Source organism: Sphingobacterium sp. 1.A.4 (assembly GCF_002734245.1).
In the GTDB taxonomy this organism is placed as follows: Bacteria; Bacteroidota; Bacteroidia; order Sphingobacteriales; family Sphingobacteriaceae; genus Sphingobacterium; species Sphingobacterium tenebrionis.
The window spans coordinates 1-15,525 of the sequence record NZ_PEAZ01000043.1; the positions used below are offsets into that span (position 1 = coordinate 1).

The following is a 15,525-nucleotide window of genomic DNA, read 5'->3' on the forward strand; positions in this document are numbered from 1 at the left end:
ATGTTGCCAGTAGTGCTGCGGAGTCCATTAGAAATGTCCCGAACCGAATCCGCAGAGGATAAATGGCAGAATAGCATGCTCACAAAATGTGTCCAGCTGTTGATGCCCTTATGATGCTTGTCGGATTGGTATTGTTGAACCAATCTGCCAAAAATGTCTCGATCGATTAGACCCAAAATCTGGGAAAATACGTTTATATTTACCATGGCGATGGAGGTTTTTTTAGCGAAATAAATATAGCATTCCCTGCTATATAAATCCACCGCCATTTTTTCCATCGTTTAGGACGCTACTGTATTCAATAGAACAATTTGAAGGATTCTCTGTGGTCATAGTTAATTCAATAAGATTATAATTCTCTTTCCATAAGTAATTCATAGCAGTTTTATAGGCTAAATCATACTTACAGGATTTTGAAAGTTGTTCATTCATTCTTTCTTCCTCTCTTACCTTTAACTCTTGTGTTTTCTCAACTTCCAACTCCTGTTGATGGATTTCTTTTTGTTTTTTATTGTAATAATAATACGCTGGCAATCCTATTCCAATAAGAATTGCTAAAACATTCAGAAAAAAGTTTTTCATAACCCTATCTAGTTCTATTTTCCAAAATAAAATCAGACTGTCTCTGTCCCTGATTTTGTTCAACTAAGATTTTGTCTTGGAAATAATAGAAGAAATTAAAATCATTAGCCTTGTAAACAGACTTAGAAATTGTTTGTTGGACCAGGTGTACACGTTTACGGTTTTTCTTTGTTTCCAAAAATTCTTGCTCTGACATTCCAATTCTGCTCCAAACCTTTCCAGATCCACAAGAGCTCAACAATAATGCACCCAAAATTAGGGCAAATAAAAAAGATCTAAATTTCATAAAAATTAAATTTAAATGGTTCGAATGCCCCAGTTCGAATGGTTAATAAATAAAAAGCGTGGGACTAATAACCTAGAGCTGATTGCTGAGAGAGGTACCTAGGAGAACCCTGCACAAACAAACAGATAGGTTACGTCCCACGCTTAATAATATAGCGTAGAACGTTACCATATCCATCCTTGTTGTGCATTTGAAAATTTCCTAGGTTTTCTCTGTCACAAGAACTTCAAGCTAACGCTTAATTTCTTAAATATTTTTACTGATGCAAATATAACAAATATTGAATGTCGGTTAAAACATTCCCTCATCACGTAAACTAATGTAGCTATGATTTGACAATATCAAATGATCGCAAACCTCAATATCCAAAAGTTTACCACAATCAACAGCTTTCTTTGTAATCGCAATATCATGCGAACTGGCAATCAGTTTTTCTGATGGATGATTATGTGCCAATATTATTTTAGATGCTGAAGATTTCAAAGCTATTGAGAATATAATCTTCATATCAACAGGTACATAGTCCTTACCACCCATTGCAATGTCAACAACTCCCAAAACCCTATTTGCATTGTTCAAAAGGATTACCTTGAACTCTTCCAAGAAGGTCATTAATCCTTCGTCCCACACATTTTTAAATATCTGAAAGGCTTCCTTAGAAGATGAAACTTGGGGACATTCAGAAAGCTTGAATTTAGGTTTAAATTCAACGTTTATTTCAGATACGTTCATTAGATTTTTCATAATCGATTGTGAAAATTTGTACATAAAAAAAGCCTATCGGTCTTTCCGATAGGCTGTGTTATTGGTTTTGATGTTGAAAGAATGGCTTCCAAATCGATGCGTTGTGGGGGGATGTTGATATCTAGGTTTGATGCGGGGGGAATAGAAAAAAAGTTTTATAGTGGTAATATGTTGACAATAAGGATGTCTAAGGTCAAATAGATTTTTGGTTGATTTTAAATGAATGATAATTAAACAGTTTTATCAAAATTAAACTCTCTTGTTTATTGTATTATTAGGTGCAAGATTAAAATAAAAATATTGAATCTTTATCTTTAAGGATTCGAACTTTCTGGCTCGAATCGTGAAGAATGAAACATTTCATCAGATTTGGTATTTTTTAGTTTATTTGGGTTGAACTTTTTCATAATTCGTTTTGGAAAGCAAATTGAAGTAGAATTAACTCTAAAAATGGGACAGTATTTTTCTTGAAATACCTCTTATAGGGGTAAATAATTTACTGTCCCAAAAAATTGAGTTCATTATTTATGATCTAATATTTTATAAAACCAAATGTTACGATTTTCCCCTCTTCCTTTATAGCGATCACTAATTTCTAAGTATCGTTTTGCATTAACAATAGTATGTTTCATCGGAAGGGAATATTTGTCAATTATATCTCCAAATTGTTGCTTTAGATCATCTCCTTGCCATTCAGAATTGATTGGAAATTCATTTCTCAAATCTTCTATAAAAGGCATGCAATCATCTGAGTCGTCAATCAATTTTGACTTAATTGCTTTTTCAACATCAGTTTTACAATGTGCTTTATATATTTCTTCTAATAGGTTCAACTTTATAGCCAGGAATATCTCTGGAAAATACATTTGAGTTTCAGCCACTTGCTGTTGTAAATCATTGTATTCATCAGAGGTTGGTTCGAAATGATTATACCCATCTAAAAGATCAAAAATTCTTGTTATGTTTTGTTTGTAAGATCTGAATATTCTTCTTGAAATATCTGACTGTGAATCGTAGAAAAAATTTCTGAAATAAGTTTCAACGTTAAAATAATTAATATCAGTATTAAAAATTGAAGAAGTATTATAAGAGTCTATTAATTCGACTTGGGAGGTATACTGAAATAAACATTTTTGCTTTAAAAAATAATTATCAATAAGGAAATAAGATTTTTTACGAGTGATGGGATCGAGAAATTTATTATAAACATGACCTTCGAATGAAATTTTAAAAGCTTCTCTTTGAGATGGTTTTGTAGAAGCATCATGAAGTGCTAATAGGTGGCTATAAACACAATCAAGGGTATGGATAAATATCTCTGCGTCTTCAATTTTCTTGCAATTTAGTTTATCATCAACGTTCGAAATAGCTATTATTTTCTTCCTAAAACTATCATTTCTAAATCTTCCTATAATTTGTATTGCTTCCGAATTAGCATCGATTATAGAATGTTCTGCCATATGAGTGTCTGTGATAAGAAATATATTACAATCATAATCTATATCAATATCAACGGCCGAGAAGAATCTAGATGTGAAAAAATTATACTTCACAAAACATTCTTCTTCAATTGAAGAGGAGGCATATTGCACCTTTCCTTCTATGTCACCTAAACTTTTATCTGATACAAATACTGCACTTTCATTAGAAATATTAAGTTTTGAAATGATTTTTTCAATTCCTCTTATTGAATTGAAGAAAATGAAATTTTTACGACCTTCATTTTGCTTTATAAGTAACTGAAATAATGCATATTGATTATTTGTAATATGCAAATCGATATTCATAGTGATATCATAGTTTGGAATTATTGAAAGATATTCAAAGTTTTGACTTTTAAATCTCGGATCGGTTGGGACTAGTGCAGTTGCAGAAATGAATGCTTTGTTATCAAACATGAAGAAATGTGTTAGTGGATCTGTTATTGATTCTCGAAATTCAATATCCTTAGTGATTTTGTCGCACTCATCAAATAAAAGGAAAAAATCTTTATATAGGTTAAAACGACTTTGGTTATCAATACATGCCAATACTATCTTTTGAAATGATTCAGGAGTGGTTAGAATTTTCTTCTTTTTAATGTTTTCATTTAGTAAATATTCTAAAACATGTCTCTCGGACACTCCTCTATAAACACCTAGGATTTCAGGATGTTTTTTCTCCTTACCTATTATAACTGGAACATTTGGTTCAATAATGATTGAATGCCTTGTTAAATCTAGAATTTCCATTGTTGTTGCACCAATACCTGTGATGTTTTTAAAAATAATATGGTTAGATGGAATGTGAGGAAATATTGATTTAGGTAAATCCATTAATTTTTGTCCTTTATTGATTGTAATAGTTTTCATGATTTTAATATTTGTAGGTTAAAAAATAGGCTGTCCAAATAGGACAGCCTTGACTTATTTAATTATGCGGCAAAATCCGCATCCTCAGAAGTATCACCTTCATCAGGAATTTCAATTTTAATGTTTAGGTAATCAATCAACTCTTGAAAGCTAATATAAACTCCTTTGGTTTTTAATGCCATTCTAAAATTTTCAAAACCAGGGAAGCAGATCACTTTAAATTTTTCTCCACCGCCAGAAATATAATTTATGTTTACATATACATAATCAACATCAAAACGATCAGTGTATACTTTTGACGAAACATTTACTCTGGCTTTTATGAATAAATTTTCTAGTAGAAATCTAAAGGAAGTAAATTCATTTTCGTCTAGATTAGAAATATAATTTATCATTTCTTCTTTTGTACAGATACCAGATTCACTATTATCATCTTTAAAGAATGATAAAACAGTAATTGGTTGGTTTTTAGTTTGGAAGCCTGCAACCTTGTTGCTTACTTTCCTTAATTTAATTTTTTTCATTTTAAAAAAGTGTGTGCATTATTTATAATTTCCAACTAACCAACTGCACATTTATTGGCTAGATGTCATGAGCAAAGCTCTTTGTTTAATTTGAGGGGCAACTATTAAATTAATATTTCCTTGCCCCCATTTTTTCTTGTATTGTTATCGCATTTCAAAGAACACTCAACAGTTTATTCGCATATTTTCTGAGGCGTTATCCGCTGTTGACAATACAAAGGTGCATCAACGAAAAAGGGGGATAAAAACAACTTAATGTTTCCATCCCCCCTTTTTGGAATTGAGCTATTTTACCTTAGAAGCTGTTTGATAAAATCCTCCTTAACATCCTCATTACCATTTAATTCCAAGCCTTTCTTAAAAGGAATAAATGAAAAAGATCTTAGCAAAGAAAAAATAAGCATGTGCTTGTGTTTTTTCTTGAAACCTTTAATAGCATGATCCTCTAAGAATATATTTAGTGCAGGAACAACAACTTTTAAGAATTCATAGGTTGGTGTTAGTCTGGTTTCAAAGTGAGTATTATTATGAACCATGGTATATAGGGAATCAAAATATTCAAAACTCATTGAAGGTTTAATGCCTTCAAAATTCAAAATCGCAATTGCTTCAGAAATGAAGCTTGTAAGAGTGTATTTAGAGGTTACTTCATTTGGATAAAGTTTGGACTCCAGTTTCTCCTCATTAGATATTTCACCTTCAAGCTTATATGTTTTAATAAAGTCGTAATATTTACGTTTAATGAAAGGTTCTAACATCAATTTTAAATCATCATCTATTACCTTTTGGGTTTCAGAAATTATTACAGAGCCATATTCATCCTTTTTGCGGAGAGATATTTCCACGTTTGAAATATTCTCCCATTTATCCAAAAGCAGTCTTAAATAGGCTATTTCTTCAATTTCTTCATTGAATCCAGACTTTGATATTGATTCCTGATATTGAGAATAATAAGAATTCCAATAGTCAACTTTATAGAGAAGGAAAATATCCAAGATTTGATTGAATAGATCATTTACCACCTTTAGTTCGAACTCTGGAAGTTCATTTAAATCCTTCTTAAAGAATACTAAGGAAATCAATTCATATATCCTATAATCATCATGGTAATAACGGCCACCATCTTCTGATTGCTCAAATAGCATATGAAAAGTTTCATTTATTATCCTGTTGTTTTCACGTTGATTAGATATGATGTTCGTAGTCTCAGAATTTTCATCTTTTGATTTTACAGAGAAATCTATTGGGGTAAAGTACTTCCTATAGAAATCTGAGATTTCAATTGTGTCATTGATTGCAAATTCTTCTTTAAAAAGTTTTGGAACTAAATCCTCTCCGTTTTGGTTTGATCTGTTGTTTGCCATAAAAAATGATTGGATGGTTAATAATAAACAAAAATGCCCAACTCCACAAAAGGGAATTGGGCGTATTTTGTGATTATGGTTTGGACTTCATTTTTTTCAAGGTGCTTAAAAATCAAATTTTCGTGCCCAACTTTTAGAGTTCTGGCATTACATCTCGAAGTTCCTCTGTATTGTGAACACCTAATCCACGGAGGTATTTTAATGTTACAATCATGTCCGAATGACCTAAAAGTTGTTGAAGGATATGGAGGTCTTTAGTTTTCTTATACACGTTTATTGCCGCAGTATGACGGAAAGAATAAATTGTTTGATTATTTTGAATTAACCCAATAGGTTCTAATTTTTTAAAAATCCTTTTCCACGCTGTATTAAAGTAATATTGATTAAAGGCATTTAGATTCCCACTAAAAATGTTGTCTTCATTGGACAATTTTTCCAATCTTGGAACAACTAAAATCCTGACAAATTTAGGAACTGGGACAATTCTAATTTTACCACTTTTATTTTCTGAACCTGAAAGATGTATTTCTGAAAAATTGTTTTTAAAATGGTCTTTCTTTAAAAGTCGGATTTCGTTGTGAGGTCTAAGTAGGCATCCGTAGCTTAATATGCAACAAAGATGTAAATCAGGATGTAATTCTCTTATACTTTCTAATACCACTTGGAGTTGATTATCTAAATATGGTTTGTGTAAAACAGGAGAAGCCTTGCGTTTATCAGTATTGTTAAAAACTGATAGATCATAAGGATTGAATTTATTTATTTCAGAATAAATGGCTTTCAAATGTCTTCGAACAATCATATAATAAGATGCAGTAGAACCAAAATTGTTTAAGAATTCCTGAATGCGATTTCTTCCAATATTTTCAATGTTCCCTTTTAATTCGGAATCATTAAGGAAAGCAATAAATTTCAATGTAATTGATTCCAAATTTAAAATATACTTAGGCGATAGGTTCGCTTTTTTCTTATTGGAAATAGCAATTTGAAATAGTTCAAGAGCAGAAAAAGATTTTCTTGCTTTTTCAACAGGTTTAAGGTTGACTGGGTAAATATTTAAATCTATAGCCTTCTTGAATTCATATTCTAATGTTTTAAGTTGTTCGTCCCTTTGAGGAATAGTCGAAGCATAATTTGGTTTAATATTCAATCCTAATTTTATTCCCGTATATTCTTTGAATCGTTTCCCTTTAAAAATAATTTCAATAAATGCTCTTTTTGTTAAATCATCTGATCGTTTAATTTTAATTGTGTACTTCAACATGTTATCTCGATTTTGTCTCGAATTTTACAAAACAGGTCAAAAACAAGGCTTAAACGTGCATCAGAGGGGTAGAGCAACAGACTCTTAATCTGTGGGTCCTGAGTTCGAGCCTCAGCGGGGTCACCTCTTGGGACAAATCTAAAAAACATAGATTTGTCCCATTTTTTTAGCTCGTAATTTATTGGTATTCTGATAGATATGCGTTGACTTGAAAATTATCTTCGGGGTTCGATGTTGTGTCTCATAAAATCACCAAAATTTAGAGAACATCGAACCCGCTTTAGTTCACTTTACTGTAACACCATTGTTTTTCAGTATTTTATACTATTTCAGTAAAAGTAGGTATGCTATTCGTTTCATTTTCAAGGGCAAAGGTGAATCAGTGTTTTTACGCTTTACAAGGTCAAGCCTTCAGTTTGCTGAGAAATCCCATCCGCTTTTGGCGGATCGTATTTTTCAGTCAAAACCTTGTATCAGCTAAACACTGACCTTTTTAGCCCATGAAACGAAACATAGCATACTCCGACCTTTGAACGAATAAATGGTAGTGATCGAGAAACAAAATAGCACCTCCTCTCATTACCTAATAAATCAAAAGAAGTTGTCAGACTGATATATTTAAAGCGGTTATGCCTGCCTACAAACTTGCTATCTATCAAGGCAGTCGTATGGCTTGAACGCAAGCAGGCTCGGCTGATAGCCGTTTAAGAACTCAGAAACTTTCTGTTCGCCTAAACACAGCAAGTTATGTTTTGAGATGCTCGAAATAAATTCCGCATCTCAAAACCACTTGCCCTTGCAGGGGGCTGAAAACCGCTCCAAAGTCGCAGTTTATAGTAATTAACTAAAGTTGATTTAGATATGGTAGACAACAGAAGAAACCGAACGAACAAAGTTGGTCGCAAGCCTAAGAAAGACCCTGCCATCCACCGTTATTCGATTAGTTTCAACGACATGGAAAACGCACAGTTCCTTACGTTGTTCTAGCAATCGGGAATGAAAGTAATGGCACATTTCATTACAGCCTGCATCTTTCAGAAGCCAGTCAAAACCGTAAAAATTGACATGGATGCAGTCGATTTTCATACAAGGCTAACCAATTTTTACAGCCAGTTCAGAGCGGTTGGTGTGAATTACAACCAAATCGTGAAGATACTTTACCGTAATTTCTCGGAGAAAAAGGCATCGGCTTACCTCTTTAAACTGGAAAAGCAGACGGCAGAAATGGCGGACTTGTGCCGGAAAGTGATTGAGCTAACACGGGAATTTGAAAAAGAACACCTGCAAAAACACAGATAGGATGATAGCAAAGATTGGTAAGGGTGAGAATTTGTACGGTGCTATTTCCTACAACCAAAAGAAGATTGACAGCGAAAACGGGCAGGTTTTGTTATTGAACAGAATACCCGAAACGTTGGATAATACCTATTCGACCAGTTACCTGCACCAGTGTTTTGAGCCGTATCTGTCCGCAAATATCAAAACTGAAAAGCCTGTGCGACACATATCGCTGAACCCTGATCCTTCGGATAGGGTCAGCGATGGGCAATTCGTGGGAATGGCGCAGGAGTATATGGAGCGCATGGGGTATGGCAACCAACCTTATGTCGTTTTTAAGCATACCGATATTGAACGTACCCATATCCATATCGTAACGGTCTGTGTGGGTTTGGACGGCAAGAAGCTACCGGATAGTTACGACCATCCACGTTCAATGGAAATCTGTCGGGATTTGGAACAAACGTACAATCTTATATCTGCCACGGAAAAACAGCGTACCGGAAACGAGCAGGTATTCCGTCCGGTGGATTACAGAGCCGGAGACGATAAGAGCCAAATCGCATCGGTGCTGCAACACCTGCCGAAGTATTACGGGTACGCAAGCCTCGGCGCATACAATGCCTTGCTTTCGCTTTTCAATATTACGGCAGAGGAAGTCAAAGGGGAATTGCACGGACAGCCTAAAAACGGGCTTGTCTATTTTGTATTGAACGAACAGGGAGAAAAAGCGAGCAGTCCTTTTAAGGCATCCCTTTTCGGCAAACAGGCAGGACTGGACGAACTGCAAAACCAGTTTGCACAGGCTAAGGAGAAAATGAAAACCGACCCTGCAAGAGCCGTACTCAAAAGCACCATTAAAGTAGCGATGCACACCGCCACTAATGAAGCCGATCTTAAAAAGCAACTGTTGGAGCAGGGCATCAATGCCGTGGTACGGCGCAACGATGAGGGGCGTATCTACGGTATGACTTTTATCGACCACGAAAGCCGTACCGTTTGGAACGGTTCAGCTTTGGACAAAAAACTATCGGCAAATGTCTTTAATGATTGGTGGAATGAGCAGGCGGTCTGGCAATGCCAAGAAGCTGAAAAAGCAATCGCACAAAATCAGTCATCGACCGCAGAGAAAGAAGAAGCCCATTCACTTTTTAACTACCTAAATAAAGAACACCCAACCGATGATTTGTTGATAGACGGATTGGGTGGGGTTCTGCCGGAGGCACAGGGCGAAGACTATGAGGAACAGGCATTTGCCAACCGCATGAAGAAGAAACGGCAAAAACCATCACGCCAATAATTGAAAATCACGATGACCATAAAAAAACCCGATGGATTATCGTTTTGTGTATGGTAACCAGAACTCTTTCATTCTGATTAAAATTACCGTTTTTAGCTTTAATGTGCTGCCGATTTCGAATAGAAATTCATTACGAATACGCCTGCCACTATCAATATAATTCCAATAATTGCAGGTATGTCCAAAGATTGCTTAAACACTACAACTGAAATTATAGCTGTCAAGACAATGCCTAACCCTCCCCAAATAGCATAGGCATTTCCCAAAGGGATTGATTTTAAGGCTTGTGATAAGAAGAAAAAGCACATAATGTAAGCCACAATTGTTATTGCTGTTGGCAATAATTTTGAAAAACCTTCCGATGCTTTCATAAAACTCGAACCCACTACTTCAAGCAAGATAGCTAATGATAAAAATAAATACTTCATTGTTCCTTTTTTTCTGATACAAAGAAACAAAACAAACAAATTGGTTTTTTTGACAAAAGTCAAAATCGTTACTTCCTCCTAATTCGGCTCAAAGTTTCTTGCGAAATACCCAAATAGGAAGCAATGTGTCCTAAAGAAATTCTTTGTAAAGCCTGTGGCTGATTTTTTAAGAGCCAATTGTAACGTTGTTCCGCGGTATGCGTTTGCAAGAGAAAAGAACGTTCTTCCAGTATTTTACAATATTCTTCGGCCATTTTCCTACCGATCGTGTTCATTTCAAGAGAAGATTTGTAGTGTTGCTCCAAATCATTTCTTGATATGTAATGTAATATGGTGTCTTCTAAAAACTGGATGTTTTCTATGGAAGGCTGGTTGAAAAATAATGGAATTACCGAACCTAAAATACTATTTTCAAAACCGAACCATACGTTTATTTCTTTTTCGTTCGTATTGTAAAATGAGCGTACAAGTCCAGTTTCGATTACGAATAAATTCGAAATTATTTGTCCTTCTTTGAGTAAAAAGTCGCCATTTTTTTTTTGAAATGGTCTTAATTTTTTTGCAGACCTCTGTTTCGGTTTTAGACGATAGGTTTCCGTATTTTTTTAGTTGTCTAATAAGTGGGTTCATCGAATTCTTGAAAAATATTTTAGTTGCAAAGATAATAGGTTAGCAATCATTTTGACTTTTATAAAGCCAAATACCGCCACTCAACACAACCGGTCGCAACATTCTTCAAGTTACTGTATAGAGCCTTTAAATTCACATCCGAACATTAAAACTGAAAAAGAATGCAGGGAGAAGACGATTTGAGAGGATTAGCCAAAATCATGGCTTTTATGCGTGCCGTAAGTATTCTTTTGGTACTGATGCACTTTTATTGGTTCTGTTACGGGTTCTTTGCCGAACGTGGGTGGACACTGGAAATTATCGGTAAGATACTGACCAATTTCAACCGTACTGCAGAGCTGTTTGTCCACACCCTTTACACCAAGATTTTTGCATTGCTGTTGTTGGCGTTAAGTTGTCTCGGCACTAAGGGCGTAAAGAATGAAAAGATAACATGGGCTAAGATTTACACCGCCTTAGTTATCGGCTTTGTGCTGTTCTTTCTGAACACGCCATTGCTAAAGCTGTCGGCAGGGGTGCCACATCGCTTTACATCCTTACAACAAGTTTGGGATATATAGCCTTGCTCATGGCAGGGGTATGGATGAGCCGACTACTCCGCAATAATCTGATGGACGATGTTTTCAATAATGAAAACGAGAGTTTCCAACAGGAAACCCGTCTGATAGAAAATGAATATTCGGTCAATCTTCCCACAAGATTTTTTTACAAGGGCAAGTGGAACAACGGTTGGATTAATATCGTCAATCCTTTTCGAGCTTCGATTGTACTTGGTACTCCCGGCTCGGGAAAATCCTATGCCATCGTAAACAACTACATCAAGCAACATATCGAAAAGGGCTTTGCGATGTATATCTACGATTTCAAGTTTGACGACCTTTCCACGATTGCCTACAACCATTTGCTGAAACATTTCGATAAATATAAGGTAAAGCCCAAGTTTTATGTTATCAATTTTGACGACCCACGCCGAAGCCACCGATGCAATCCTCTAAGTCCTGCCTTTATGACGGATATATCCGATGCTTACGAAGCCTCTTATACCATCATGCTGAACCTCAATAGGTCGTGGATTTTGAAGCAAGGGGATTTTTTCGTGGAAAGCCCAATTATATTGCTTGCTTCAATCATTTGGTTTCTGAAAATCTATGAAAATGGAAAGTACTGCACGTTTCCCCATGCTATCGAGTTATTGAACAAAAAATATGCAGACGTTTTTACGGTACTGACCTCATATCCTGAACTCGAAAACTATCTGTCGGCTTTCATGGATGCGTGGCAAGGCGGAGCGCAAGACCAGTTGCAGGGGCAGATAGCATCGGCAAAAATTCCCTTGTCACGGATGATTTCGCCACAGCTTTATTGGGTAATGACGGGGGATGATTTTTCACTGGACATCAACAACCCCCAAGAGCCGAAAATCCTATGCGTGGGTAATAACCCCGACCGTCAAAATATCTATTCGTCCGCTTTGGGATTGTACAATTCGAGGATTGTAAAACTCATCAATAAGAAAGGACAGCTTCAAAGTTCCATTGTCATAGACGAATTGCCCACCATTTATTTTAGGGGATTGGATTTTATCAGTACGGCACGTTCAAATCGGATTTCGTCACTTTTTGGCATCCAAGACTATTCGCAATTAACACGGGATTACGGCGATAAAGAAAGTAAGGTAATACAAAATCTGGTCGGCAATATCTTTAGCGGACAGGTTGTAGGAGAGACAGCAAAAACACTTTCCGAACGGTTTGGAAAGGTATTGCAGAAACGTCAGAGCATCACCATTAACCGCAATGATAAATCCACTTCCATTTCCACCCAATTGGACACCCTTATACCTGCCTCCAAAATATCTACATTGACACAGGGAATGTTCGTTGGGTCTGTTTCAGACAATTTTGATGAACGTATCGAGCAGAAAATATTTCGCGCTGAAATTGTCGTGGATAATGAAAAGGTGTCTGCCGAAACCAAAGCGTACAAAAAGATACCGCTGATATTATCTTTTACTGATGAACACGGCAACGACAATATGAAGCAGGTAATTGAAGCCAATTACAGGCAGGTCAAAGCGGACATTGTGCAGATTGTGGAAAGCGAAATGAAACGCATCAAGAACGACCCTAATTTACAGCATTTCGTGCAAAACACCTAACTTGTAAGCACTTAAATCTTTGTTTTAGTCGGGGTTTTTCATAGCCCATGCCTGTATTTCAATGATTATTGGTTTAAGATTTTTCCCTTTCTTTGTTAACGAGTATTCTACCGTGGGTGGTATTGTTGCAAACGCTTTTCTTTTTATTATTTTTTTTGTTTCAAGTTGCTTAAGCTCTTTAACCAACATCCGTGTATTAATACCTGTTACATTTCTTTCGAGTTCTTTAAACCGCATTTTTCCATTCATTAAAGTGTTAATAATGGACATCGTCCATTTTCCCGAGATTAAGTCCATTGCTTCCTGAAATGGGCAAAGTTGGCTTTTATTTTCTTCTTTTGTAGTGTTTGAAATTGCTATTTTACCCATTACTCTACTTTATGTTCCTATATATCAAAATGGTAACTACTTGCAAATTTAAAGTAATTGACTGAACTTTGCAATTAAGAAAATCATAAATTATGTCATTACTAAAAATTGAAAGTCACATTACGAAAAGTCTGGAAAACGTTCAAGGATTGGAAAGTTTTGGTTACAGTCTTTTTTTTTACGGAAACGACCATGTACTTCCATTCGTAAGCATTGCTAAATCAGACAACGAATACGATAGTGTTTCTAATTTAAATCGTGACGGTGTATTCAGAGTGAATATAGGTGTTTCAAAAGAGACATTTAACAGACTATTCAATAATCCTAAAATGGAATGGGATTACACGAAATTAAATTCCTTTATTCCTCACCCTCACTATTCCGCACAACACTTTATTTGTATCCTCAATCCTGTAGAAGAAAAGCTCGAAGAAACTATCAATTTTATATCCGAAGCGCACCTAATAGCAAAGACCCGCTATGATAAAAAATATTCTAACAAGTTGAAAAGGGGAAACCGCATATAAGGGAAGATTACATAAATAAATTACCCGCTTACTAAATAAATTTCGATATAGAAGATTGTGATAATATATTACACGTCTATGGTAAAAGTGATAAAACCAACGTTGTTCTGCATTTTATGAGTAAAATGGGGTTTCAATGTATTCCTATACTCTAACCTACGGAAGCTGAAAAGTTATTACAAAATTGCTATCGGCCGATTTCAATCAAGGTTTGTTCGAAACTAGTTTTTAGGATGATACTTTTCAGGAATCGTTGATTTATTATATTTGAAAAATTATGCCTGCTGTTAAAGCTTAACAAAACAATGAGCATACACCATAAACAATAAATAGAAAAAAAAATGACAAAACTTGATCCAATGATTGCCGTAAAAGATGTTGAAGTGAGTGCTGAATGGTATAGAAACATATTTGGATTCAACATTGTACACGATGGAGACCATTTTTCCGTTCTGACGAATAAGGACAATGAAATTGTGCTTTGCTTGCACGCTTGGGAAAGGGACGGTCACCCAACGATGAAAGACCAAAGTTCAACAGCAGGAAATGGCTTGTTACTTTATTTTAGAACTTCTGATTGGAAGAAAGTGAAGCGTAACCTTGAAGAAATCGAATGGACTGTTGAAGAAGAAATTCACCTAAATAAAAATTCACGCAGACAGGAATTCTCGTTCAGGGACCCCGATGGCTATTTCATAACGGTAACAGAATTTCACATATACGAAGGATAAAAAAACAGCATACATCATCAATCTAAATACATTTTTAAACCATGCAAACAACATCAAGAACTTTTAAAATTCCGTTTTATACACTTGTCGTATTCAATATCGCACTCTTAACCGCTTTAAGTTTTATACTACTAAATGGCTCAAATGGATTTATGGACGCTGAAAGGATTAACATTAAAGACAAAACCGGAAAAAACAGAATCGTAATCTCCAATATGGATAATATTCCGCCTCCCATCATCAGTGGTAAAACATTTCAAAGGGCAGTTAATCCGGCAGGGATTATTTTTTATGATAAAAACGGTGATGAACGAGGGGGGATTGCCATAACCGATAATGAAACCACAAATTTAAATGCTATAGCTTTAGACTATCAAAATGCCGATGCTATTGGTGTTCTCGCTCAGGATAATAAAGAAGATAGTTATTTTAAAGCCGGTTTGATTATTAATGACAAAGACTTGTCTGGCAAACCAGGTCACAATATTAATAGAATTAACCTGATAACAGAAAACGGAAATGCTGCTCTGATTATGAAAGATGCCAACGAGGTACCAAGAATTATCTTAAGGGTTGACAGTTTAGGGAATCCATCTATCGAAATGTTTGACAAAAATGGAAATCTTAATTGGAAACAATAAAATCATTGTAGTATCAACAAAATAAAAATAAACAAAGAGGAAATCATGGAAGCTGAAAAACAATTTTTTTTTCAGCTCGGCTTGTGCGTAATAAACAACATACGAAAAACTATAAAAAATGAATCATAGAAAAGAAGAATTGAATGAAGCCAAAGTTGCAATTATATCACTTCTAAGCAAATGTAAAAAAGCACTACCTAATTTAAAGGAAAATTCTTCTCAACAAACTTTACTTGAACGTAGAATTAAAGCGTTACAGATTGCCTTAAATTTGATTGAAAAAGCACAGTTAGAATCAGCAAATAATTGATAAAATAAGGCTTCCACCATAATCAAACCGAAAGTATT

Annotated in this window: 15 protein-coding genes, 1 tRNA gene and 3 pseudogenes; 8 read left to right on the plus strand and 11 right to left on the minus strand. The window is 35.1% G+C overall.

Annotated features, from left to right (window positions below; translation table 11 throughout):
- From CRJ00_RS06315 to CRJ00_RS06350, 8 genes are all read right to left on the minus strand, one after another.
- Positions 1 to 206: DUF4372 domain-containing protein (locus tag CRJ00_RS06315; RefSeq protein WP_218962189.1), on the minus strand; the 206-nt coding region annotated here is incomplete at its 3' end.
- Positions 207 to 249: 43 nt separating this feature from the next.
- The gene (locus CRJ00_RS06320) at positions 250 to 582 is read right to left on the minus strand and encodes a hypothetical protein (protein WP_099366031.1); all 333 of its coding nucleotides are present in this window, start codon (positions 580 to 582) and stop codon (positions 250 to 252) included.
- Positions 583 to 586: 4 nt separating this feature from the next.
- On the minus strand, positions 587 to 868 hold the full coding sequence (locus tag CRJ00_RS06325) for a hypothetical protein (protein ID WP_099366032.1): 282 nt from the start codon (positions 866 to 868) through the stop codon (positions 587 to 589).
- A gap of 291 nt (positions 869 to 1,159) precedes the next feature.
- Positions 1,160 to 1,612, minus strand: coding sequence for a JAB domain-containing protein (locus tag CRJ00_RS06330; RefSeq protein WP_099366033.1), 453 nt, complete (start codon positions 1,610 to 1,612; stop codon positions 1,160 to 1,162).
- Between the two features lie 521 nt (positions 1,613 to 2,133).
- Positions 2,134 to 3,963, minus strand: a complete 1,830-nt coding sequence (locus CRJ00_RS06335; protein ID WP_099366034.1) for a hypothetical protein — start codon at positions 3,961 to 3,963, stop codon at positions 2,134 to 2,136.
- A 62-nt stretch (positions 3,964 to 4,025) separates the two neighbouring features.
- A complete protein-coding gene (locus CRJ00_RS06340) occupies positions 4,026 to 4,487 on the minus strand; it encodes a hypothetical protein (protein WP_099366035.1) in 462 nt (153 codons plus the stop codon).
- Positions 4,488 to 4,777: 290 nt separating this feature from the next.
- Complete coding sequence (locus CRJ00_RS06345) at positions 4,778 to 5,851, minus strand: hypothetical protein (RefSeq protein ID WP_099366036.1); 1,074 nt, start codon at positions 5,849 to 5,851, stop codon at positions 4,778 to 4,780.
- Between the two features lie 133 nt (positions 5,852 to 5,984).
- Positions 5,985 to 7,115: a tyrosine-type recombinase/integrase gene (locus CRJ00_RS06350; RefSeq protein WP_099366037.1), complete on the minus strand. Its 1,131-nt coding sequence runs from the start codon at positions 7,113 to 7,115 to the stop codon at positions 5,985 to 5,987.
- A 46-nt stretch (positions 7,116 to 7,161) separates the two neighbouring features.
- On the opposite strand from CRJ00_RS06350, the gene CRJ00_RS06355 reads away from it, so the two are divergent.
- The 3 genes and pseudogenes from CRJ00_RS06355 to mobB all read left to right on the plus strand — a co-directional run bounded on the left by CRJ00_RS06355 (position 7,162) and on the right by mobB (position 9,693).
- Positions 7,162 to 7,235: transfer RNA gene (locus CRJ00_RS06355), tRNA-Lys, on the plus strand.
- 741 nt (positions 7,236 to 7,976) lie between these two features.
- A pseudogene (mobA, locus tag CRJ00_RS06360) lies at positions 7,977 to 8,414 on the plus strand (conjugal transfer protein MobA).
- Between the two features lies 1 nt (position 8,415).
- On the plus strand, positions 8,416 to 9,693 hold the full coding sequence (gene mobB / locus CRJ00_RS06365) for a conjugal transfer protein MobB (protein ID WP_099366038.1): 1,278 nt from the start codon (positions 8,416 to 8,418) through the stop codon (positions 9,691 to 9,693).
- Between the two features lie 98 nt (positions 9,694 to 9,791).
- On the opposite strand, the gene CRJ00_RS06370 is transcribed toward mobB, so the two are convergent.
- A complete protein-coding gene (locus CRJ00_RS06370) occupies positions 9,792 to 10,121 on the minus strand; it encodes a DMT family transporter (RefSeq protein ID WP_099366074.1) in 330 nt (109 codons plus the stop codon).
- Positions 10,122 to 10,189: 68 nt separating this feature from the next.
- A pseudogene (locus tag CRJ00_RS19340) lies at positions 10,190 to 10,645 on the minus strand (Crp/Fnr family transcriptional regulator); the annotation flags it as partial.
- Between the two features lie 267 nt (positions 10,646 to 10,912).
- On the opposite strand from CRJ00_RS19340, the pseudogene mobC reads away from it, so the two are divergent.
- Positions 10,913 to 12,909, plus strand: a pseudogene (mobC, locus tag CRJ00_RS06380) (conjugal transfer protein MobC).
- Positions 12,910 to 12,933: 24 nt separating this feature from the next.
- On the opposite strand, the gene CRJ00_RS06385 reads toward mobC, so the two are convergent.
- Positions 12,934 to 13,278, minus strand: a complete 345-nt coding sequence (locus tag CRJ00_RS06385) for a winged helix-turn-helix transcriptional regulator (RefSeq protein WP_099366039.1) — start codon at positions 13,276 to 13,278, stop codon at positions 12,934 to 12,936.
- A gap of 92 nt (positions 13,279 to 13,370) precedes the next feature.
- Here CRJ00_RS06385 and CRJ00_RS06390 point away from each other — a divergent pair, with 92 nt between their 5' ends.
- The 4 genes from CRJ00_RS06390 to CRJ00_RS06405 all read left to right on the plus strand — a co-directional run bounded on the left by CRJ00_RS06390 (position 13,371) and on the right by CRJ00_RS06405 (position 15,487).
- Positions 13,371 to 13,805, plus strand: coding sequence for a DUF6194 family protein (locus tag CRJ00_RS06390; protein WP_099366040.1), 435 nt, complete (start codon positions 13,371 to 13,373; stop codon positions 13,803 to 13,805).
- A 341-nt stretch (positions 13,806 to 14,146) separates the two neighbouring features.
- Positions 14,147 to 14,536 (plus strand): VOC family protein, encoded by a 390-nt coding sequence (locus CRJ00_RS06395; protein WP_099366041.1) that lies wholly within the window; start codon positions 14,147 to 14,149, stop codon positions 14,534 to 14,536.
- 41 nt (positions 14,537 to 14,577) lie between these two features.
- Positions 14,578 to 15,177 (plus strand): hypothetical protein, encoded by a 600-nt coding sequence (locus CRJ00_RS06400; RefSeq protein WP_099366042.1) that lies wholly within the window; start codon positions 14,578 to 14,580, stop codon positions 15,175 to 15,177.
- Between the two features lie 118 nt (positions 15,178 to 15,295).
- A complete protein-coding gene (locus CRJ00_RS06405; RefSeq protein WP_099366043.1) occupies positions 15,296 to 15,487 on the plus strand; it encodes a hypothetical protein in 192 nt (63 codons plus the stop codon).
- Positions 15,488 to 15,525 lie beyond the last annotated feature (38 nt).

Bases quoted from the DNA above. Each gene is read 5' to 3' on its own strand.
- CRJ00_RS06335 (WP_099366034.1), bottom strand. From the start codon at position 3,963: ATGAAAACTATTACAATCAATAAAGGACAAAAATTAATGGATTTACCT.
- CRJ00_RS06395 (WP_099366041.1), top strand. From the start codon at position 14,147: ATGACAAAACTTGATCCAATGATTGCCGTAAAAGATGTTGAAGTGAGT.
- CRJ00_RS06405 (WP_099366043.1), top strand. From the start codon at position 15,296: ATGAATCATAGAAAAGAAGAATTGAATGAAGCCAAAGTTGCAATTATA.
- CRJ00_RS06400 (WP_099366042.1), top strand. From the start codon at position 14,578: ATGCAAACAACATCAAGAACTTTTAAAATTCCGTTTTATACACTTGTC.
- CRJ00_RS06390 (WP_099366040.1), top strand. From the start codon at position 13,371: ATGTCATTACTAAAAATTGAAAGTCACATTACGAAAAGTCTGGAAAAC.
- CRJ00_RS06345 (WP_099366036.1), bottom strand. From the start codon at position 5,851: ATGGCAAACAACAGATCAAACCAAAACGGAGAGGATTTAGTTCCAAAA.
- CRJ00_RS06325 (WP_099366032.1), bottom strand. From the start codon at position 868: ATGAAATTTAGATCTTTTTTATTTGCCCTAATTTTGGGTGCATTATTG.
- CRJ00_RS06320 (WP_099366031.1), bottom strand. From the start codon at position 582: ATGAAAAACTTTTTTCTGAATGTTTTAGCAATTCTTATTGGAATAGGA.
- CRJ00_RS06370 (WP_099366074.1), bottom strand. From the start codon at position 10,121: ATGAAGTATTTATTTTTATCATTAGCTATCTTGCTTGAAGTAGTGGGT.
- CRJ00_RS06330 (WP_099366033.1), bottom strand. From the start codon at position 1,612: ATGAAAAATCTAATGAACGTATCTGAAATAAACGTTGAATTTAAACCT.
- CRJ00_RS06340 (WP_099366035.1), bottom strand. From the start codon at position 4,487: ATGAAAAAAATTAAATTAAGGAAAGTAAGCAACAAGGTTGCAGGCTTC.
- CRJ00_RS06350 (WP_099366037.1), bottom strand. From the start codon at position 7,115: ATGTTGAAGTACACAATTAAAATTAAACGATCAGATGATTTAACAAAA.
- CRJ00_RS06385 (WP_099366039.1), bottom strand. From the start codon at position 13,278: ATGGGTAAAATAGCAATTTCAAACACTACAAAAGAAGAAAATAAAAGC.
- mobB (WP_099366038.1), top strand. From the start codon at position 8,416: ATGATAGCAAAGATTGGTAAGGGTGAGAATTTGTACGGTGCTATTTCC.